Here is a 19,710-nt window from a genome sequence, read left to right on the forward strand (position 1 = left end):
CTCGTTTCCTCCTCAGGCGGCTGCGACGGCCGGGATCGGGGCCGACGCCGGTTTCGATATGCGCATGGTCATCACCACGTTCCAGGCCATCACGACCATGCCGCCCAGGTACAAGAGGCCGCCGAGCAGGCGCACGACGTAGAAGGGGAAGGTCGCCTTGACGCTCTCGACGAAGGTGTAGACCAGGCTGCCGTCGGGGTTGACCGCGCGCCACATCAGGCCCTGCATCACGCCGGCGATCCACATCGCGGCGATGTAGAGCACGATGCCCAGGGTCGCGATCCAGAAGTGCAGCTCGATCGCGCGCACGCTGTACATCTGCGTGCGGCCGTACATGCGCGGGATCAGGTGGTAGAGCGAACCCATCGAGATCAGGCCCACCCAACCGAGCGCGCCGCTGTGCACATGGCCGATGGTCCAGTCGGTGTAGTGCGACAGCGCATTGACCGTCTTGATCGACATCATCGGGCCCTCGAAGGTCGACATGCCGTAGAAGCTCAGCGAGACGATCAGGAACTTCAGGATCGGGTCGTCGCGCAGCTTGTGCCAGGCGCCGCTCAAGGTCATGATGCCGTTGATCATGCCGCCCCAGCTGGGCGCCAGGAGCACCAGCGAGAACACCATGCCCACGCTCTGCGCCCAGTCCGGCAGCGCCGTGTAGTGCAGATGGTGCGGGCCGGCCCACATATAGGTGAAGATCAGCGCCCAGAAGTGGACGATGGACAGGCGGTAGCTGTAGACGGGGCGGTTCGCCTGCTTGGGGATGTAGTAGTACATCATGCCCAGGAAGCCGGCGGTCAGGAAGAAGCCGACCGCGTTATGGCCGTACCACCACTGCACCATCGCGTCCTGCACGCCGGCATAGGCCGAGTAGCTCTTGGTCAGGCTGACCGGCAGCGCGGCGCTGTTGACCACGTGCAGCAGGGCCACGGCAATGATGAAGGCGCCGAAGAACCAGTTGGCCACATAGATGTGCCTGACCTTGCGCATGCCGACGGTGCCGAAGAACACGATCGCGTAGCTGACCCAGACCAGGGTGATCAGGATGTCGATCGGCCATTCGAGCTCTGCGTATTCCTTGCCCGAGGTCATGCCCAGCGGCAGCGTGATGGCCGCGGCGACGATCACCGCCTGCCAGCCCCAGAAGGTGAACCAGGCCAGCTTGGGCGCGAACAGCCGCGTGTAGCCAGTGCGCTGCACGACGTGGTAGGCGGTGGCGAACAGCGTGCAGCCACCGAAGGCGAAGATCACCGCGTTGGTGTGCAGCGGCCGCAAGCGGCCGTAGCTGAGCCAGGGGATGCCGAAGTTCAGTTCGGGCCAGGTCAGCTGCGCGGCGATCAGCGCGCCGACCAGCATGCCGACAATGCCCCAGAGCACCGCCGCCAGCGCAAAAGCGCGTACGACGCCATCCTCGTAACTAACCGCGTCTCTCGACGAAGTCCCAGCTTCCATCGCGCATCTCCCCGGCTCGGTGGCCAATGACGTCAGACCTTGTCGCGATCCCGCTGTGCGCCGGCTACTGCCAGTGCCGCCGCTTCGGGCGCCGCATCGTCCCGCAAGATCCGCGCTCCCTCATGCTCGAGATCGTCGAGCTGGCCGTCGTGGATGGCCCAGCCCAACACGCCAACGATGATAAGGACGAGCAGGACCGAGAGCGGGATCAACAGATAGAGGATGTCCATTTCAAGCCGGCGCTTGCGCTCGCGCAAGCCGCTGTGCATTCAATACAACAAACAGGGAGCTGGCCGCCATGCCCAGGCCCGCGGCCCAGGGCGGCAGCCAGCCCAGCAGGGCCAGCGGGATGCAGGCCGCGTTGTAGGCGGCCGCCCAGCCGAGGTTCTGGCGCACGATGCGGCGCGTGCGCAGCGCCAGCTCGCGCGCCTGCGCGATCTCGAGCAGACGGCCCGAGAGCAGCAGCGCATCGGCGCTGGCGCGCGCCAGCATGGCACCGGAACCCATCACGATGCTGGCATCGGCGCGCGCCAGCACCGGCGCATCGTTGACGCCGTCGCCGACCATCAGCACGCAGCGGCCCTCCCCCTGCAGCCGTGCCACATGGGCCAGCTTGTCGGCCGGGCTGGCATGGCCATGGCTCTCGTCGATGCCGGCCTGACGCGCCAGCCGCGCCGCGCGCGCCGGTGCATCGCCGGACAGCAGCACCGTGAGCAGGCCGAGCCGGCGCAGGCGCTCGACCGCCGCCGCCGCATCGGGCCTCAGGGTTTCGCCGAAGCGCAGCCACAAGACCTGACCCCGCTCCTCGACCGCGGCAAAGGCCATCTGCACGTCCGGCTCGCCGATGCCGACGCCGCCGCCGACCCAGGCCGGCGCGCCGAGCCTCCAACGCCGCCCCTGCGCATCGAGCGCCTCCAGGCCCAGGCCGGGCAGTTCCCGCAGCTCCTGCCAGCCCTCGGCCCGCGCCTCGCCGGCCAGCGCGCGCGCCAGCGGATGCTGCGAATGCGCGGCCAGCGCCCGCGCGCCGGCGAGCAGCGGCGCCGCGTCGGCCGCCGGATCGCCGTCGACGCCGAATTCGAGCAGGTCGATCGTCTCCAGGCTCAGCGTGCCGGTCTTGTCCAGTACCACCGTGTCGATGCCGCACAGCAGCTCCAGCAGTTCGAGCCGGCGCAGCAGCAGCCCGCGTCGCGCCAGCGCGCCGGTGGCGGCTAGCCAGGCGGCCGGGGTGGCCAGCGACAGCGCGCAGGGGCAGGTGACGATCAGCACCGAGACCGCGACCCAGACCGCGCGCGCCGGATCGATCCAGCTCCACAGCAGCGCGCCGCCGGCCGCCAGCAGCAGCACACTCCACAGAAATGGCCCGGCAACCCGCTCGGCCAGCGCCGTCGCGGCCGGGCGCTGCGTCATCGCCTCGCGCACCAGGCGCTGGATCGCCGCCTGCCGCGTGTCCGGCCCGACCCGCAGCACGCGCACCAGCAGCGGTGCCGACAGATTCATGCTGGCGGCGACGACCTCGTCGCCGCAGGCCTTGGCCACCGGCAGCGATTCGCCGCTGAGCAGCGCCTCGTCGGCGCTGCTGGCGCCCTGCTCCACCCGCCCGTCGGCCGGGAAGGCCTGGCCGGCGAACACGCGCACCAGATCGCCGACCTGCAGCCGCGCCGGTACGACCCGGCTGCAGCTGCCGTCGGCTTCGATGCGCTCGACCGACTCCGGCAGGGCCGCGTCGGCCCGCTCCAGCGCCTCGGCCGCGCGGTGGCGCGCGCGCAACTCCAGATAGCGACCGGCCAGCAGGAAGCTGACGAACATCGTCAGCGAATCGAAGTAGACCTCGTCGCCGAAGGGGCCGCCCGGCTCGAACAGCGCGGCGCTGCTGGCGGCAAAGGTGACCAACAGACCCAGCGCGACCGGCACGTCCATGCCCAGCCGACCCAGGCGCAGCTGGCGCCAGGCACTGCCAAAGAAGGGGCCGGCCGAGAACAGCAGCACCGGCAGGCTCAGCACCCAGCTGGCCCATTGCAGCAGGCGCGCCAGATCGGGGCTCAGATCGCCGGGCTCGGCGAAATAGGCCGGCGCCGCCATCATCATCACCTGCATCATCAGGAAGCCGGCCACGACCAGGCGCCACAAGACCTGACGCTGCTCGGCCCGGCGCAGCTCGCGCGCCGGGGCGGCCGCATCGGGGGCCGCGCGATAGCCGGCCTGCTCGATGCGCGCCAGCACGCCGGCCAGGCCGATCTGGGCCGGGCGCCAGCGCAGACTGAGCCGCGCGCTGGCGGCGTTGACGGTGGCCGATTGGACGCCCGGCAGCTCGAGCAAGGCGCTTTCGATGATGCCGGCACAGGCCGCGCAATGCAGGCCGGCGAGCTGGAACTGCGATTCGGCGGCGCCTTCGCCGAGAAAGCGCGAGAACGGGGCCAGCAGATCGAGTTCGTCGCCAGCCAGGGCTTGGGCAGTGCTCATCGTGGTGTCGGCCAAGGCACCATAATGTAGCAAGAGCAGACCCCTCGCCGATATGAAAATTCTCAAGTCAAAGGCCTCGAGCCGACTCCTTCTCATAGCTGCCATGCTGCTGGCTCATGGCAGGGCGCCGGCCCAGGAAGGGCCGCAGCGACTGCCGGCCATCACCCTGGGCGCCGGCATGCACCTGATCCAGGCCGAGGTCGCGCAGACGCAGGAGCAGCGCGCGATCGGCCTGATGCACCGCCCGAGCATGCCCACCAATGCCGGCATGCTGTTCGTCTTCGAGGACGCCGGCCAGCAATGCTTCTGGATGAAGAACACCTTGCTGCCGCTGTCGATCGCCTTCATCGCCGACGACGGCAGCATCGTCAACATCACCGATATGCAGCCGCAGTCGCTGGACTCGCACTGCTCGGCCAAGCCGGTGCGCTATGTGCTCGAGATGAACCAGGGCTGGTTTGCCAAGCGCGGCATCAAGGCCGGCGCCAAGCTGCGCGGCCAGCCTTGGCCGCAGTGAACGGGCAATGAAAAAGGCCGGTCAGTTGACCGGCTTTTTCACAGGGACGGGCGAAGCGCGCTCAGGCGAAATTGGCCTGCGCGAACTCCCAGTTGACCAGGTTGTTCAGGAACACTTCCAGGAACTTCGGGCGCAGATTGCGGTAGTCGATGTAGTAAGCGTGCTCCCAGACGTCGACGGTCAGCAGCGCCTTGTCGGCCGTCGTCAGCGGCGTGCCGGCGGCGCCGGTGTTGACGATGTCGACCGTGCCGTCCGGCTTCTTGACCAGCCAGGTCCAGCCGGAACCGAAGTTGCCGACGGCGCTCTTGGTGAACGCTTCCTTGAAGGCGTCGAAGCTGCCCCACTTGGCGTTGATGGCCTCGGCCAGCGCGCCGCTCGGTGCGCCGCCGCCCTGCGGCTTCATGCAGTTCCAGAAGAAGGTGTGGTTCCAGATCTGCGCGGCGTTGTTGTAGATGCCGCCGCTGGAACTCTTGACGATCTCCTCCAGCGTCTTGTTCTCGAACTCGGTGCCCTTTTGCAGATTGTTCAGGTTCACCACATAGGCGTTGTGGTGCTTGCCGTGGTGGTACTCCAGCGTCTCGGCGCTGTAGTGCGGGGCCAGTGCGTCCTTGGCATAGGGCAAGGGGGGAAGGGTATGTTCCATATCAGCTCCTCGGTACGTTCAAACGAATCGGTGGGTTTCGCTCCGCCGACGATTGTAGGCAGCTTGCTCAGGCGCCGCTGGGCTTGACCTCGGTCACCAGCATCTGCGCCTCGCCGTCGGCCAGCAGGGCACGCACCGGCTCGCCCGGCCGCAGCTGCGCGACCGAGGTCAGCGCCCTGCCCTGGCCGTCGTCCAGCCAGGCATAGCCGCGCGCCAGCACATGCTGCGGATCGAGCGCCGACAGCCGCGCCTGGAGGGCGTCGAGCTGTTGCGCCTGCGCGCGCAAGGCCGCCGGCAGCGCGCGACGGCCGCGCTGCGCCAGGGCGTCCAGGCGCTGCAGCTGCAGCGCCCGCGTGCGCGGCAAGACCTGGCCCCAGCGCTGGGCCAGCAGCGCCAGGCGCCGGCCCTGGCGCGCCAGCAGCTCGCTGGGCCGGGCCAGGCGCTGGGCGAGCCGGTCCAGGCGCTGCTCGGCCAGGTCCAGCCGCTGCTCGAAGCGGCGGCGCAGCAGCGATTGCAGCGCGGCCAGCGCATCCAGATTGGCCTGGCGCGAGGGCGCGGCCAGCTCGGCGGCGGCGGTCGGCGTCGGCGCGCGCAGATCGGCGGCCAGGTCGCACAGGGTGATGTCGGTCTCGTGGCCGACGCCGCAGATCAGCGGCAGCGCCGAATCGGCGACCGCCCGCACGACCCGCTCGTCGTTGAAGGCCCAGAGGTCTTCCAGCGAGCCGCCGCCGCGCACCAGCAGCAGCGCGTCCAGGCCGTCCTGCTCGGCGCGCGCATTGGCCAGCGCCAGGCTGCGCAGCAGCGCGGCCGGCGCCTCGCTGCCCTGCACCAGGCTCGGATAGACGACCACCTCGATATGCGGGGCGCGGCGCGCCAGCGCGGTCAGCACATCATGCAGCGCCGCGCCGGCGGTCGAGGTGATCACGCCCAGCCGGCGCGGGAAGGCCGGCAGCGGCCGCTTGCGCGCCGCGTCGAACAGGCCCTCGGCCTCCAGCCGCGCCTTCAGGCGCAGGAACTGCTCGTACAGCGCGCCGGTGCCGGCCCGGCGCATGCCCTCGACGATGAACTGCAGTTCGCCGCGCGGCTCGTAGACGGCCAGCCGCCCGCGCAGCTCGACCAGGGCGCCATCGGCCGGCGCGAAGTCCAGCAGGCCGGCTGCGCGGCGGAACATCGCGCAGCGCAGGCTGGCCGCCTGGCCCTCGGCATCCTTCAGATTGAAGTAGCAATGGCCGCTGGCGGCGCGGGTGAAGCCGGAAATCTCGCCGCCGACGACGACCACCGCGAAGCGCGCCGACAGGCTGTCGGCGACGGCCGCCAGCAGGCCCGCCACGCCCCAGACCATGCGCTGCGATGCGCCCTGCGGCCGTTCAATCACCGGCAAACCCAGCAAGGACGCGGGTCGAGAATTCCACAGCCGCGCCAGCACTGGGCTGGCGGGCCGTCAGGGCTGTCACGCCACTGTCACACGTGCATAAGCGCTTGTTCTTCAAGTCGTTTTTTCCTGCCCAAGTTTTAAGCAATATGTCCAAAGCCTTGATTTGGCGGGCCCCACCGCGGCGCCGGGGCGGCTTGCCCACAAAGTTATCCACAGCGAAAGTGGATTGTTGCAAGGCCTTGCAAAGCCCCGTCGGACCTGCTGCGCGGCGGCGCCGGAGCGGCCCGCGCTTCGGCCATAATCGCGCGCAAACAAATCCGGCGCATCTCGCGCCGCTCTAGCTACGACGGGGGTTGTCCTTGTTTTCGATCATACAAGCCGCTGGCTGGCCGATCTGGCCCCTGATCCTGTGCTCCATCGTCGCGCTGGCGCTGATCATCGAACGCTTCTCCAGCCTGCGCACCAAGCGCGTCGCGCCACCGCGCCTGCTCGACGACGTGCTGGGCGTCACCAGCCAGCAGCTGCCCACCCCCGATATGGTCAACCGACTGGCCGAGAACTCGCTGCTGGGCCAGGTGCTGGCCGCCGGCCTGCGCGCGGTGACGACCGAGCCGCAGATGCAGGAAGCCAAGCTGCGCCAGGTCTTCGAGCTGGCCGGGCGGCGCGCGATCCACCAGCTGGAGCGCTATCTGAACACCCTGGGCACGATCGCCGCGGCGGCGCCGCTGCTGGGCCTCTTGGGCACCGTGGTCGGCATGATCGAGATCTTCGGCAGCCAGGCGCCGGGCGGCGGCAACCCGACCCAGCTCGCACACGGCATCTCGATCGCGCTGTACAACACCGCCTTCGGCTTGATGGTGGCCATCCCCTCGCTGATGTTCTACCGCTATTTCCGCGGCCGGGTCGAGGAATACATCCTCGAGCTCGAGCAGTCCAGCGACCGCCTGCTGACGCAGCTGCGCCGCTTCACCTCGCCCTGAGAGCCGTGCCATGAAGTTCCGCCAACGCCGCAGCGAGGACCCGGAGATCAATCTGATCCCCTTCATCGACGTGCTCTTGGTGATCCTGATCTTCCTGATGCTGTCGACGACCTACTCGAAGTTCACCGAGCTGCAGGTCGCGCTGCCGACCGCCGACGCCGAGAAGCTGAAGGAACGGCCGCAGGAGATCATCGTCGCCGTCTCGGCCGACGGCCGCTATGTGGTCAATGGCGCGGCCGTCGAGGGCCGCTCGGTCGAGCTGCTCAGCGCCGCGCTGACCCGCGCCGCCGAGGGCAAGCCCGAGACGATGGTGATCGTCTCGGCCGACGCGGCCAGCGCCCACCAGTCGGTGATCAATGTGATGGACGCGGCGCGGCGCGCCGGCCTGTCGCGGCTGACCTTCGCCGCGCAGACCAGCGCGACGAACTGATGGCCCTGGGCGCCCGGCTGCAGGCCGAGTGGCTCACCGGCGGCCCGCTGTCGACCGCGCTGCGCCCGCTGTCCGCCCTCTATGGCGCCCTGCTCGCGCTGCGCCGCTGGCTTTATGCAAGCGGCTGGCTGAAGACCGAGACCCTGCCGGTGCCGGTGCTGGTCGTCGGCAACTGGATCGTCGGCGGCGCCGGCAAGACGCCCACCATCCTGGCGCTGCTGCAGCTGCTGCGCGCGCAGGGCCTGCGCGTTGGCGTGATCTCGCGCGGCTACGGCCGCAGCGGGGAGGCGCCGCAGCTGGTCACGCGCGAAACCAGCGCGCGCGAGGTCGGCGACGAGCCGCTGCTGATCCATCTGCGCGGCGTGGTGCCGGTGGCGGTGGCCGCCGACCGCGTCGCCGCCGCGCGGCTGCTGCTGGACGCCCATCCGCGCCTGCAGCTGCTGCTCAGCGACGACGGCCTGCAGCATCTGCGCCTGCCGCGAAGCTTGAGCGTGCTGGTCTTCGACGAGCGTGGCATCGGCAATGGCCGGCTGCTGCCGGCCGGCCCGCTGCGTCAGCCGCCGAGCGAAAAGCTGGCCGCGAACGAACTGGTGCTCTACAACGCCGCCAGGCCGACGACGGCCCTGCCCGGCTTTGTCGCGCGGCGGCGCCTCTCGGGCGCCAGCAGCCTGGCCAACTGGTGGCTGGGCCAGCCGGCCAGCCCCGAGGCGCTGGCCGCACTGCGCGGCCGGCCCCTGGTGGCGGCTGCCGGCATGGCGCAGCCACAGCGCTTCTTCGACATGCTGGCCGCGCTGGGCCTGAGCTTCACGCCGCTGCCGCTGCCGGACCACCATGATTTCGCCACCCTGCCCTGGCCGGCCGACGCCGCCGATGTCGTGCTGACCGAGAAGGACGCGGTCAAGCTGCAGCCGACGCGCTGCGGCAGCACCCGGGTCTGGGTGGTGGCGCTAGACTTCCAGCCCGAACAAGCTTTTGAGCAGGCGCTGCGCGAACAACTCGCGCCGCTGCTCTAGAAAATTCACCATGGACAACCGACTGCTGGAAATGCTGGTCTGCCCGATTTGCAAGGGCCCGCTGGAACACCGGCGCATTGCCAATGACCCCAAGCAGCGCGAGCTGCTGTGCCACGCCGACCGCCTCGCCTTCCCGGTGCGCGACGGCATTCCGGTGATGCTGGAGCACGAGGCGCGCACCTTCGATCCCGAGACCGAGGCGCCATGAGCTTCAGCGTCATCGTGCCGGCGCGGCTGGCCTCGACCCGGCTGCCGAACAAGCCGTTGGCCGATATCGCCGGCCTGCCGATGATCGTGCGCGTCGCGCGTCGCGCGGCGCTGTCCGGCGCGCGCCAGGTCGTGGTCGCGACCGACTCGCAAGAGGTGCTGCAGGCCTGCGCCGAGCACCAGGTCAAGGCCGTGCTGACCCGCGCCGACCATGCCTCGGGCAGTGACCGCCTGGCCGAGGCCTGCGAGCTGCTGGGCCTGGACGGCGACGATCTGGTCGTCAATGTGCAGGGCGACGAGCCGCTGATTGCGCCTTCCATGATCGATGCCTGCGCCGCGCTGCTGCGCGATCGGCCGCAATGCGTGATGAGCACGGTCGCCCATGCGCTCGACGATGCGAGCGAGTACGCCAATCCGAACGTCGTCAAGCTGGTCACCGATGCGCAGGGGCTGGCGCTGTATTTCTCGCGCGCGCCGATTCCGTTCTGGCGCGATGGCGCTGGCGCCATGCAAGCAGGCACGGCGCTGCGCCATGTCGGCCTCTACGCCTATCACGCCGGCTTTTTGCGCCGCTTCCCGACCTTGGCGCTCAGCCCGCTGGAGCAGATCGAATCGCTGGAGCAGCTGCGCGTGCTTTGGCATGGCGAGAAGATCGCCGTGCATGTCAGCACCGAGCGGCCCGGGCCGGGCGTGGACACGCCCGAGGATCTAGAGCGCGTGCGCGCGCTGATTGCGGCCCAGACACGCTGACGCAGCAAGGCGCCGACGGCCCGGCGCCGTCAGTCCGCCGTAGGCGGGCCATGCTATCCTCGCCCGCAGTTGACAAGGGCGCCTTGCGCGAGCGTGGGCCCTTTTTTTGATATTGAGGAGACCTCGTGCGACTGATTCTTCTGGGCGCCCCCGGCGCTGGCAAAGGCACCCAAGCCGCTTTCATCTGCCAAAAGTTCGGCATTCCGCAGATCTCGACCGGCGACATGCTGCGCGCCGCCGTCAAGGCCGGCACCGAGATGGGACTGGCCGCCAAGAAGGTGATGGACGCCGGCGGTCTGGTCAGCGACGACATCATCATCGGCCTGGTGCGCGAGCGCGTCACCCAGCCCGATTGCGCCAAGGGCTTCCTGTTCGACGGCTTCCCGCGCACCATTCCGCAGGCCGACGCGCTGAAGGCGGCCGGCGTCAAGCTGGACTTCGTGCTCGAGATCGACGTGCCCAATAGCGCCATCATCGAGCGCATGAGCGGCCGCCGCGTCCATGTGGCCTCGGGCCGCACCTACCACGTCAAGTTCAATCCGCCCAAGGTCGAGGGCAAGGACGACGTCACCGGCGAGGACCTGATCCAGCGCGAGGACGACAAGGAAGAGACGGTCAAGAAGCGCCTGGACGTCTACCAGGCGCAGACCCGCCCGCTGGTCGACTACTACTCGCAATGGGCCGCCACCGGCGATGCCGCGGCGCCCAAGTACCGCCGCATCGAAGGCCTGGGCTCGGTCGACGACATCACCCAGCGCGCGCTGGCGGCCCTGGTCTGAGCGGACCGGTCCCCAGATTGCATCCGAAGCCGCGCTCGCGCGGCTTTTATTTGTCTCACAATTGACGTTTACGTCAACGTAACCCGATCAGGAGTATTCATGGACATCGAAGGCAAGGTATTCATCGTCACCGGCGGCGCCTCGGGCCTCGGTGAAGGCACGGCGCGCATGCTGGCGGCCAACGGCGCCAAGGTCGTCATCGCCGACCTGCAGGTCGAGCGCGGCGAGGCGGTCGCCGCCGAACTGGGCGGCGCCTTCGTCAAGGCCGATGTCAGCCAGGAGGCCGATGGCCAGGCCGTCGTGGCCAAGGCCGTCGCCCTGGGCAAGCTGATGGGCCTGGTCAACTGCGCCGGCATCGCGCCGGCGGTCAAGACCGTCGGCAAGGACGGCGCGCACCCGCTGGCCACTTTCAGCAAGGTGATCCAGGTCAACCTGATCGGCAGCTTCAACATGATCCGCCTGGCCGCCGAGGCGATGGCCAGGAACGAGCCGGAAAGCACCGGCGAGCGCGGCGTGCTGATCTCGACCGCCTCGGTCGCGGCCTATGACGGCCAGATCGGCCAGGCCGCCTACTCGGCCTCTAAGGGCGGCGTGGTCGGCATGACCCTGCCGATCGCGCGCGACCTGGCCCGCAACGGCATCCGCAATATGACGATCGCGCCGGGCATCTTCGGCACCCCGATGCTGTTCGGCATGCCGCAGGAGGTGCAGGACGCGCTGGCCGCCAATGTGCCCTTCCCCTCGCGCCTGGGCACCCCCAACGACTACGCGAAGCTGGTGCACCAGATCATCACCAACGAGATGCTCAACGGCGAGGTCATCCGCCTGGACGGCGCGATCCGCCTGGCGCCGAAATAAAGGCCTGCTGAGCTTCGGCACGGCCGGCGCCGCGCAGGAGAAACGGCCTCCGATCGGAGGCCGTTTGTCCTGTCAGCTGTCCTGCCCGGGCCTCAATCGCAGGCTTTCAAGCCCTTGGCTTCCCTGCCCTGCGCGTTCACCGCGATCAAGTGCTTCATCGGAATTCGCTTGTGTGGCTTGCAGATGTGAAAACAGGCCCGTCGCCGGGCCTGTTCGGGTCGCCTGGATGCCAGGCTCTCTCGCTTACTTCTTGCCGCTGCGCGCGTGGATGATCCACAGCCGCGACAGCTCGCCCGAGCCGTCGCTGCCCTTGACCTGCCGCCAGGCGGCCTGCGCCTTGGCCGAGTCGCCGGCGGTGTAGTAGGCCAGGCCCTGGTAGTACTTGGCGTCGTCCGCGCGCTTGAAGTTGCCCTTGGCGATGCCGGCATCAACCAGCTTCAGGCCGCTGGCCTTGTCGCCGCCGAAGACCTGGGCCAGGCCCAGCTTGACGAGTTCGTCGCCGGTCTTGGCCTCGTTGGCGGCCTTCTCGGCCTCGGCGTAACCGGCCTTGGCCTCGCCGATCTTCTTGCCGAGGAAGTCCGACAGGCGCTTGGCGGTGGCGGCCTCGGCGCCCTGGTTCAGCACATTGGCAGCCATGCCCTGCTCGACGACCTTCTTGCCCTCTTCGGGGAAGCCGGCCTGGGCGGCCAGCTGGGCCATCTCGATGTAATCGGGCGCCTTGCTCAAATTGCCGGTGGCCAGCTTCAGGCGGTAGACATCGAGCACGAAGCGATCGGAGAAGCTCTTCTTCTGCTGCAGACCGCCGAGCACCTGAGCCCACAGCTCCTTGCTCGGGTAGTAGTTGATCAGCTTCTCGATGGCCAGGCTCTCGGCGCTCGCGTCACCCTTCTTCTGGGCCGCGTACAGCAGCAGATTCAGCTTGTCCCTGCTCGGGGCGCGGCCGGCCTTCTCGTCGGCCTGCACCTCTTCCAGCGTGTCCTTCAGCACGGCGCTCATGTCGCCGGACTTGAACTGCGCATTGGCCAGGATCTGCTTGGCGGCAGGATCGGTACCGCCGTCCTTCAGATAGCGCTGGGCCCAGTTGGCGGCCTGCGAGGCGTTGTTGGCGCGCAGATAGGTGCCGGCGATCGCCAGCTGGGCCTGCAGCGCCTGCGCGCCGCCGATGCGGCCGGCGGCCTTCAGCGCCTCGAAGCTCTTGGCCATGGTGTCGGCATCGCCGGCGCCCTGGGCGGCCGACAGACGCATGCCTTCGATCGCCGCGTTCTCGCTGGCGGTGCGACCGCTGACGGCTTCCGCGTCACGGATCTTGGCCAGCGCATCCTTGTGCTTACCGGCCTTGATCAGGGCCGAAGCGTCGCGCAGATGCTTGCCCACCTCGGGGCGCACCGCATCGGCCTGGGCCTGGGCCGTGTTCAGCAGGCCCAGCGTGCCCTCGGGCGTGCCGCCCAGGGTCAGCGCCGCCGCGCCCAGAGCCAGGCCGGCCAAAGTCTTCAGCTTCATCTTTTCAATCTCCTGATAACAAAAACGCGCCGCCCTTGCGGGTGGCGCGTCGGTCCTTGCTCAATGCCCGGTCACTTGACGAACTGTTCGTTGCCGACCATGCCCATCTTCTTGACACCGAGACGCTGCGCCGCGGCCATCACATAGGCGACGTTGCCGTATTCGACCAGCTTGTTCGGCTTGATATGCACTTCCGACTGATCGGGTTCGGCGGCCACTTCGGCCAGCTTCGCCTCGACCGCGTGCGGGGCCAGCGCCACGCCGTCCCAGCTGATCGTACCGTCGAAGTCGATGAAGACCTCGTGGACGACCGGCTCCTTCGGCGGCGTCTGGTTGTTCGGCGGGGGCATGTCCAGATTCACCGAGTGCAGCTGGATCGGGATCGTGATGATCAGCATCACCAGCAGCACCAGCATCACGTCGATCAGCGGCGTCGTGTTGACGTCCAGCATCACTTCTGGTTCGTCACCACCCGACGAGCTACCTACATTCATTCCCATGCTTGACTCCTGGCCTCAACCACCACGCGCCGGCGGCTCGGTGACGAAGCTGATCTTCATGATGCCGGCACGCTGGCAGGCATACACCACCTTGCCGACCGATTCATAACGCGCCTTCTCGTCGCCGCGAATATGAACCTCCGGCTGCGGGTTCAGCACCGAAACCTTGCCCAGGCGCTTGACCAGCGCCTCGGTGTCGGGCACCAGGGCGGTGTTCCAGTAGATGTCGCCATCCTTGGTCACCGCCAGTTCGACGTTCTCCGGCTTGGTGACCCGGACGATGTTGGTCTCTTTGGGAAGAGACAGCGTCACCGACTGAGTCACCACCGGGATGGTGATGAGGAAGATGATCAGCAGGACCAACATCACGTCCACGAGGGGCGTGGTGTTGATCGTCGAGACCACTTCATCATCGCCGGAAGAGGATCCGACGTTCATTCCCATGATGGGTTCTCCGAAGGCCTAGCGATTAGCGCTTGGCGACTTGACGGTTGCCCATCAGCACGCCGTGCAGGTCGGCGGCGAAGGCACGCACCTGGCCCATGACGGCCTTGTTGCGGTTGACCAGCCAGTTGTAGCCCAGCACGGCCGGAACGGCCACGCCCAGACCGATGGCGGTCATGATCAGTGCTTCACCGACGGGGCCGGCAACCTTGTCGATCGAGGCCTGGCCGGCGACGCCGATGGCGGTCAGGGCCTGCAGAATGCCCCACACGGTACCGAACAGGCCGATGAAGGGCGAGGTCGAGCCGACGGTGGCCAGGAAGCCCAGGCCGCCCTGGACGCGGGTGTTGACTTCGCCGACGGCGCGGTCGACGTTCATCGAGACCCAGCTGGCGTGGTCGATGTTCTCGGTCAGCGCGCCTTCATGGTGCTCCGAAGCCTCGATCGCCGAAGCGGCGATGTAGCGGAAGGCACCGGTTTCCTTCAGGCTCTTCAGGCCTTCGGCCAGGCTGGCCTTCTTGAAGAAGGTGGCGCGGGCGTCCTTGGCCTCGTTGGCCAGCTTCTGGGTGTCCCACAGCTTGGTGATCAGGATGTACCACGAGCCCATCGACATGATGGCCAGCAGGGCCAGCACGCCCTTGGACACGGCATCGCCGTGGTCGATCATGGCCTTCAGGCCGTAGGGATTGTCTTCCTTCTTCGAGACTTCGGCGGCGGCCGGAGCGGCAGCCGGAGCAGCCGTGTCGACGGCGGCCGAAGCGGCGGCGTCGGCCGGCTTCTGGTCTTGAGCGTGGGCGGGCGAGATTGCCAGGGTCGCGGCAAAAGCGATTGCGGCGAGCAGGCCGGAAATACGAGAGATCATGGAGTCAACTCCTGCGAATGAAATCGAAATCGGTTGGGAGAAACGGTGCCAGGCGGATAGCCCGGCCCGATGTTTTAAAGCTCGTGGCTGGCTTTCTTACTCGATGCGGAACTGGAATTCCTGCTCGAAGATATGGTCGCCCGGGCACTCGTAGGTGCTGGCCAGCGTGTCGTTGACGGCAGCGATCAGTGCGCGCAGCGCCTTGCGATCGACGCCGCTGCGCAGGCTCTGCACCTCGGTGGAGACCACGCGGCCGGCCTTGACCGTCGCCGTGACCTTCAGCAGCGCCTCGCCGCTCCAGTTCACCGACGGCGCTTCCGGCTTGCCCATCTTGGTGCAAACCATGCCGGCGGTGATCTTGGCGGGCTTCGGCGCCGGGGCCGGGGCCGGAGCCGCGGCGGGCGGCGGCGTGGCGGCGACCGTCGTGGTTGCCGGCGGCACCGACGAGGTCGGGGCCTGGATCACGGCCGGCGGTGCCGGTGCCGTCACCTGGAATTCCGGCGGCGGGACGTAGGGCGGCGGCGGGGCCTTCAGATCCGGCGGCGGCGGCACGACCTTTTCGGGCGGCGGCGGCGGCTTCACCTTCTCTTCGATCACCTTGGTCTCGATCGGTCCCTTGACCATTTCGACCGCCTTGCGGGCCAAACCACTGGCCAACGCCCAGATGATCAGCACGTGGATCAGGATCACGATGCCTAAGCCCGTGAAGCGTGACGCCCCTTGCTTTTCCTGCGCAAAGTTCATGCGCGCTCCTTCATAAGACTGCGAAATTCTTTCATCAAGATATGCGGGGATGTTGCCCCTCACAGCGCCTGCTTGGTGAAGCGGCCCTCTCGACCCCGAGCTGGGAGTGACTCTTGCCGGCTGTGCGAACGGTCAGCCGAACTGGGCATTGTGACCGATACAAGACACAAGCCACCCGACTGCGGACTGCAGAATGGAAACAAGTACTCGAAACTCTGGGTACGAAGCGAACCCGATTCAACAAAAATGCCCGCTGGCTTTGGGCCACGGGCCTGACGCGAACTCCCGCCACGGCCCCCACGGACTTGTGACCTTCATTCTTACGCGGCCGTAAGTTTATACGAATTCCGGAACCGCTCTTCATGGGGCTTACCCGAGCGCTCCGGCCTCCGCCCGACCGGGGCCGTGCCTGCAGGGCACGGCGACTCGGCCGCCATGGCAAGCCCGGTAGTTTACTGGTATGGCCCCGGCCGGCCGGGCGGTGCGTCTAGTTAGATACCCCAGGAACAGGCGGTTACCGGACGCGGGACGCCCGCCCGCCGCGAGCCAAGACCGCTCAGGCCGCGATCAGCCAGCCCGTGATCGCATTGCGCTCGCCCTGCGCGAAGGGCGGCACATAGGACACGAAATGCGTCTGCGGCACGGTAAACAGCGACAGCGAGTTGAAGTGCGGATAGAAGGTGTCGGTCACCGCGCCGTCGGGGGCGGAGAAATGCAACAGGCCACCCCAGTCCGGTCGCCATTGGCGGGTCAGATTGATCACATAGGCCAGACGCCGGTCCTCGGCATCCACGTGATCGTCATGGGCGGACAGGAAGTTGCCGCGCGTGTACATCGTCGCCTGCGCATAGACGCGGTTGATCGCCTCGTCGCCGCTGAGCCGGCGCATCACCGACAGGAAGGCGTCGTCGGCCATCCAGCGCATCAGGCGCGCCAGCAGATCGGTGTCGCCGCGCTGGAGTGCCTCGGCCAGCGAGTCGGTGAAGAAGGAAAATTGGAATTCGTGCCGGGCTACATGGGTGATGCCCTCGGACAGCTGCATGCGCTGCTGCGGCGTTAGCGAGCGCAGTTGGGGGCCGCTCAGGCGGCGGTCGCCCTCGGTGTCGCGATAGGTCAGCGACCAGTCGATCGCCTCGACCGTGCGGGCCAGCGACTCGGCCACCTCGGGCACAAAGAAGTCGCGGATCAGCACGCGGCCGTCGCGCTTCAGGGTCTGCTCGATCTGGGCCAGGTCAAGTCGGGGGTTGATGTAGTCCATCGTCGGAGCGCTCTTGTTGGATCGAGCGGAACAGCATCTGAAAAAAAAGCAGGCCCGAAGGCCTGCTTCCGATTGTGGCCGATAAGGCCAATCAAGCCGATCAGAACTTGTAGCTGCCGCGGATGAAGAAGCTGCGGCCCTTGACGTCGGCGTAGGTCGGGTCGAAACCGACCTGGAAGTAGTCTTCCTGCACCGTTGTCGGCGGCTTCGCATCCAGCAGGTTGTACACGCCGGCGGTCAGCGTCAGGTTCTTGATGCCCTTGTACATGCCTTGCAGATTCCACAGGTCGTAGTGCGCGACCTTGCTGACCTTGTCGTAGTCCTGGTAGCCGTTCTGGCGGAAGTAGCGCAGGGTCGCACCCCAGGCACCCGAATCCCAGTCCAGCATATAGGTCTGCTTCATGCGCACGACCGGGCCGGCGACGCGGTACTTGCCGAGCGTGTCCTCGACCTCGCCAGAGACGACATTGCTCTCGCTGCTCGACTGCATATAGGTCGCTTCCCACGACGGCGTGAAGGTGCCGTAGCTGGTGCGCATGCGATAACGGGCCGAGAAGTCGAAGCCGGCGACCTTGGACTCGCCGACGTTCTCGAGCGAGGCGTTGACATAGTCCAGATAGCCGGTGGCCGGGTCCTTGACCAGACGGTTGGCGTAGACCGAGGTGCTGGTCGTCGGGCCGGTCTGGTGGGCGTACCAGTCCTTCAGGATATCGTCGCCGCTCAGACTCTTGATGCCATCGGTCAGCTTGATATTGAAGTAGTCGATGCCGAAGGACAGGTCCTGCATCGGCTCGAACACGAAGCCCACCGAGGCCGTCTTGGACTTCTCGGGCTTCAGGTTCGCGTTGCTGTTGTTGACCGCCGTCAGCTGCGTGTTGCAGTGATCGGTATTCGGCAGGCGCACGCAACCCTGAACGCCACCGAGCGCGTTGATCGCGTTGTAGAACGGATCATCGAAGCTGCCACCGGTGTTGGTGCCGGCCGACGGTGCGTACAGGTCATTCAGGCCCGGGGCGCGGAAGCCCTTGCCGATCGCGCCGCGCACCAGCACCTGCTTGGTCGGCGTCCAGCGCATGCTCAGCTTCGGGCTGGTGGCCGACAGATCGGGCGAGGTGAAGGAACCATCGCGCGAGGAGCCCTTGGTGTCGGTGTAGCGGTCATAGCGCAGGGCCGCGGTCACTTCCACGTCCTTGACGACCGGCATCACCAGTTCGGCGTACAAACCCTGGGTCTTGCGCTCGGCCTGGACCTTGCCGGCATTGCCGGAGCCGCCGACGATGTCGCCCGAACCGGCCAGGTCCGAGTAGCCGTCCAGGTACTCTTCCTTGCGCAGATCCAGACCGACGCCCAGGCCGGCGTTGCCGCCACCCATGGCAAACAGCTCCCGCGAGGCCGAGAAGTCGAAGCTGTCGGTCTTGGTGTGCGACTTGCGGTTGTTGCCCGAGAGCTCGGCCTCATGCAGCAGGGCCAGACCGGCCGCGTCATTCGGACCGAAGGGGTTCACATTGCCGGTCTTCAGCACGCGCACCAGCTCCTTGTCGGAGTAGTTGCCGCTGACGAAGTCCTCGCTGGCCTTGGCCTTGGTCTGGGCCAGCGCCGTCTTGTAGTCCCAGCCGGCCATCGTGCCTTCCATGCCGATCATCGCGCGGGTCATGTCGTTGGTGACCTCGGTCAGGCGCTGACCGCCGTCGACGATACGCCAGGAGATGCGCAGATCGCCGCGATAGCCCGCCTGCACCGCATCGACGGCCGCCGTCGGGTAGTACTTGCCGCCACCCGGGTACAGATAGGCCGGCTTGCCGGTCGTCGTCGAGGGGGTCTGCGAGGAACCCAGCGTGATCTGGTTCTTCGAATAGAACAGTTCGGCGAACAGCAGGTGGTCCTGGGCGATCTGGGCGTTGCCGCGCAGCAGCGCGCCGGTGCGCTCGGAGGCCGGGACGATGTCGATGTAGTGGGTGAAGTCGTAGCGGCAGTTGCTGCTGGAACCGTCGTTGAAGCTGTCCGGCGGCGCGCACTTCGGGAAGCCCGGAGCGCCCGGCACGAACAGGCCAGTCGACGGGATCACCGCATTGGCCGGGAAGGTGTTGCCAGAGGTCTTGACGACGCCGATGTCCGGGCGATTGCCGGTCTGGGCGAAGTCGCGGTCGGCGGCGCGGATCACGTCGTACTTCTGGTAGCCGAAGCTGCCCAGGATGTTGAACTTGTCCTTGCTCAGGTCGCCGAAGCCGGCCGCGCCCTGGATCGAGGTGACCTTGCCACCCTTTTCCTGCGGCTGCTCGTAGCTGGCGCTCAGCTCGCCGCCGCGCAGATCCTTCTTGGTGATGAAGTTCATCACGCCGCCGATGGCGTCGGAACCATAGGTCGACGAAGCGCCGTCACGAACGATTTCGATGCGCTCGACCGCCGACAGCGGGATCGCATTCAGGTCGACGCCGGCGCCGGCGAAGGGGTACGGCGACAGGCGGCGGCCGTTGACCAGCACCAGGGTGCGCTCGCGGCCCAGGCCGCGCAGCGAGGCGCCGGTCTGGCCGGTGGCGGCGGAGTCACCGATGGACTCGCCCATCGAGCGGCCGCCGCCATTGTTGAAGGTCAGGCGGTCAACCAGTTCCTGGACGTTGGACACGCCGGCCTTGTCGATGGCATCACGATTGATGATGGTGACCGGGAGCGCGGTCTCGGCATCGATACGCTTGACGGACGAGCCGGTGATTTCCACCCGCTCGAGCTGCTGCTGCGCCAAGGCCGGGGCTGCGATTCCGCCCAGCGCCACGAGGACGCCGGTGCAGATCTTGGTTTTCTTGAACATAGGATGCTCCTACAGAAGATGTGTCGGTAGACAGGAAGCGTTTCGAGCGCGGAGCCTCTCGCCGGGTAGGCGATCAGCGCTGCCGCTGCGAACGCACCCGGCGCATTTTTCTGTGGGGGGCCGTTCATGAAC

Annotated in this window: 19 protein-coding genes and 1 pseudogene; 8 read left to right on the forward strand and 12 right to left on the reverse strand. The window is 67.5% G+C overall.

Annotation, left to right across the window (positions count from 1 at the left end):
* Positions 1-12: 12 nt before the first annotated feature.
* The 3 genes and pseudogenes from ccoN to QWJ38_RS17265 all read right to left on the reverse strand — a co-directional run bounded on the left by ccoN (position 13) and on the right by QWJ38_RS17265 (position 3,912).
* Positions 13-1,452 (reverse strand): cytochrome-c oxidase, cbb3-type subunit I, encoded by a 1,440-nt coding sequence (ccoN, locus tag QWJ38_RS17255; protein ID WP_290360340.1) that lies wholly within the window; start codon positions 1,450-1,452, stop codon positions 13-15.
* A 95-nt stretch (positions 1,453-1,547) separates the two neighbouring features.
* A pseudogene (ccoS, locus tag QWJ38_RS17260) lies at positions 1,548-1,682 on the reverse strand (cbb3-type cytochrome oxidase assembly protein CcoS); the annotation flags it as partial.
* A 1-nt stretch (position 1,683) separates the two neighbouring features.
* Complete coding sequence (locus QWJ38_RS17265) at positions 1,684-3,912, reverse strand: heavy metal translocating P-type ATPase (protein WP_290360341.1); 2,229 nt, start codon at positions 3,910-3,912, stop codon at positions 1,684-1,686.
* A 52-nt stretch (positions 3,913-3,964) separates the two neighbouring features.
* Between QWJ38_RS17265 and QWJ38_RS17270 the strand changes: the two genes are divergently transcribed.
* Positions 3,965-4,429 carry a DUF192 domain-containing protein gene (locus QWJ38_RS17270; protein ID WP_434063992.1) on the forward strand — a complete coding sequence of 155 codons (465 nt, stop codon included), beginning with the start codon at positions 3,965-3,967 and terminating at the stop codon, positions 4,427-4,429.
* Between the two features lie 61 nt (positions 4,430-4,490).
* Here QWJ38_RS17270 and QWJ38_RS17275 read toward each other — a convergent pair whose 3' ends face one another.
* Both QWJ38_RS17275 and xseA read right to left on the reverse strand, forming a co-directional pair.
* The gene (locus QWJ38_RS17275) at positions 4,491-5,072 is read right to left on the reverse strand and encodes a superoxide dismutase (RefSeq protein ID WP_290360343.1); all 582 of its coding nucleotides are present in this window, start codon (positions 5,070-5,072) and stop codon (positions 4,491-4,493) included.
* Positions 5,073-5,139: 67 nt separating this feature from the next.
* On the reverse strand, positions 5,140-6,444 hold the full coding sequence (gene xseA, locus QWJ38_RS17280; RefSeq protein ID WP_290360421.1) for an exodeoxyribonuclease VII large subunit: 1,305 nt from the start codon (positions 6,442-6,444) through the stop codon (positions 5,140-5,142).
* Between the two features lie 362 nt (positions 6,445-6,806).
* Here xseA and QWJ38_RS17285 point away from each other — a divergent pair, with 362 nt between their 5' ends.
* From QWJ38_RS17285 to QWJ38_RS17315, 7 genes are all read left to right on the forward strand, one after another.
* Complete coding sequence (locus QWJ38_RS17285; protein WP_290360344.1) at positions 6,807-7,427, forward strand: MotA/TolQ/ExbB proton channel family protein; 621 nt, start codon at positions 6,807-6,809, stop codon at positions 7,425-7,427.
* Between the two features lie 10 nt (positions 7,428-7,437).
* A complete protein-coding gene (locus QWJ38_RS17290) occupies positions 7,438-7,857 on the forward strand; it encodes an ExbD/TolR family protein (RefSeq protein WP_290360345.1) in 420 nt (139 codons plus the stop codon).
* The gene (gene lpxK, locus QWJ38_RS17295; RefSeq protein ID WP_290360346.1) at positions 7,857-8,870 is read left to right on the forward strand and encodes a tetraacyldisaccharide 4'-kinase; all 1,014 of its coding nucleotides are present in this window, start codon (positions 7,857-7,859) and stop codon (positions 8,868-8,870) included. The genes QWJ38_RS17290 and lpxK overlap by 1 nt, the downstream gene beginning before the upstream one ends.
* 10 nt (positions 8,871-8,880) lie before the next feature.
* Positions 8,881-9,078: a Trm112 family protein gene (locus QWJ38_RS17300; RefSeq protein WP_290360347.1), complete on the forward strand. Its 198-nt coding sequence runs from the start codon at positions 8,881-8,883 to the stop codon at positions 9,076-9,078.
* Positions 9,075-9,827 (forward strand): 3-deoxy-manno-octulosonate cytidylyltransferase, encoded by a 753-nt coding sequence (gene kdsB / locus QWJ38_RS17305; RefSeq protein WP_290360348.1) that lies wholly within the window; start codon positions 9,075-9,077, stop codon positions 9,825-9,827. The genes QWJ38_RS17300 and kdsB overlap by 4 nt, the downstream gene beginning before the upstream one ends.
* A gap of 125 nt (positions 9,828-9,952) precedes the next feature.
* On the forward strand, positions 9,953-10,606 hold the full coding sequence (adk, locus tag QWJ38_RS17310) for an adenylate kinase (protein WP_290360349.1): 654 nt from the start codon (positions 9,953-9,955) through the stop codon (positions 10,604-10,606).
* 99 nt (positions 10,607-10,705) lie between these two features.
* Positions 10,706-11,464 carry a 3-hydroxyacyl-CoA dehydrogenase gene (locus QWJ38_RS17315; RefSeq protein WP_290360350.1) on the forward strand — a complete coding sequence of 253 codons (759 nt, stop codon included), beginning with the start codon at positions 10,706-10,708 and terminating at the stop codon, positions 11,462-11,464.
* Between the two features lie 243 nt (positions 11,465-11,707).
* Here QWJ38_RS17315 and QWJ38_RS17320 read toward each other — a convergent pair whose 3' ends face one another.
* From QWJ38_RS17320 to QWJ38_RS17350, 7 genes are all read right to left on the reverse strand, one after another.
* The gene (locus tag QWJ38_RS17320) at positions 11,708-12,964 is read right to left on the reverse strand and encodes a hypothetical protein (protein WP_290360351.1); all 1,257 of its coding nucleotides are present in this window, start codon (positions 12,962-12,964) and stop codon (positions 11,708-11,710) included.
* Positions 12,965-13,035: 71 nt separating this feature from the next.
* Entirely contained in the window at positions 13,036-13,464 is a 429-nt protein-coding gene (locus QWJ38_RS17325; RefSeq protein ID WP_290360352.1) for an ExbD/TolR family protein, read from the reverse strand.
* A 15-nt stretch (positions 13,465-13,479) separates the two neighbouring features.
* Positions 13,480-13,908: an ExbD/TolR family protein gene (locus QWJ38_RS17330; protein ID WP_290360353.1), complete on the reverse strand. Its 429-nt coding sequence runs from the start codon at positions 13,906-13,908 to the stop codon at positions 13,480-13,482.
* 25 nt (positions 13,909-13,933) lie between these two features.
* Positions 13,934-14,770 (reverse strand): MotA/TolQ/ExbB proton channel family protein, encoded by an 837-nt coding sequence (locus tag QWJ38_RS17335; RefSeq protein ID WP_290360354.1) that lies wholly within the window; start codon positions 14,768-14,770, stop codon positions 13,934-13,936.
* Positions 14,771-14,866: 96 nt separating this feature from the next.
* Positions 14,867-15,514 carry an energy transducer TonB gene (locus QWJ38_RS17340; protein ID WP_290360355.1) on the reverse strand — a complete coding sequence of 216 codons (648 nt, stop codon included), beginning with the start codon at positions 15,512-15,514 and terminating at the stop codon, positions 14,867-14,869.
* A 556-nt stretch (positions 15,515-16,070) separates the two neighbouring features.
* A complete protein-coding gene (locus QWJ38_RS17345; RefSeq protein ID WP_290360356.1) occupies positions 16,071-16,772 on the reverse strand; it encodes a 2OG-Fe(II) oxygenase in 702 nt (233 codons plus the stop codon).
* A 100-nt stretch (positions 16,773-16,872) separates the two neighbouring features.
* Positions 16,873-19,578 (reverse strand): TonB-dependent receptor, encoded by a 2,706-nt coding sequence (locus tag QWJ38_RS17350; protein ID WP_290360357.1) that lies wholly within the window; start codon positions 19,576-19,578, stop codon positions 16,873-16,875.
* Between the last annotated feature and the right edge of the window lie 132 nt (positions 19,579-19,710).

The organism is Roseateles violae (assembly GCF_030410485.1).
In the GTDB taxonomy this organism is placed as follows: domain Bacteria; phylum Pseudomonadota; class Gammaproteobacteria; order Burkholderiales; family Burkholderiaceae_C; genus Roseateles_D; species Roseateles_D violae.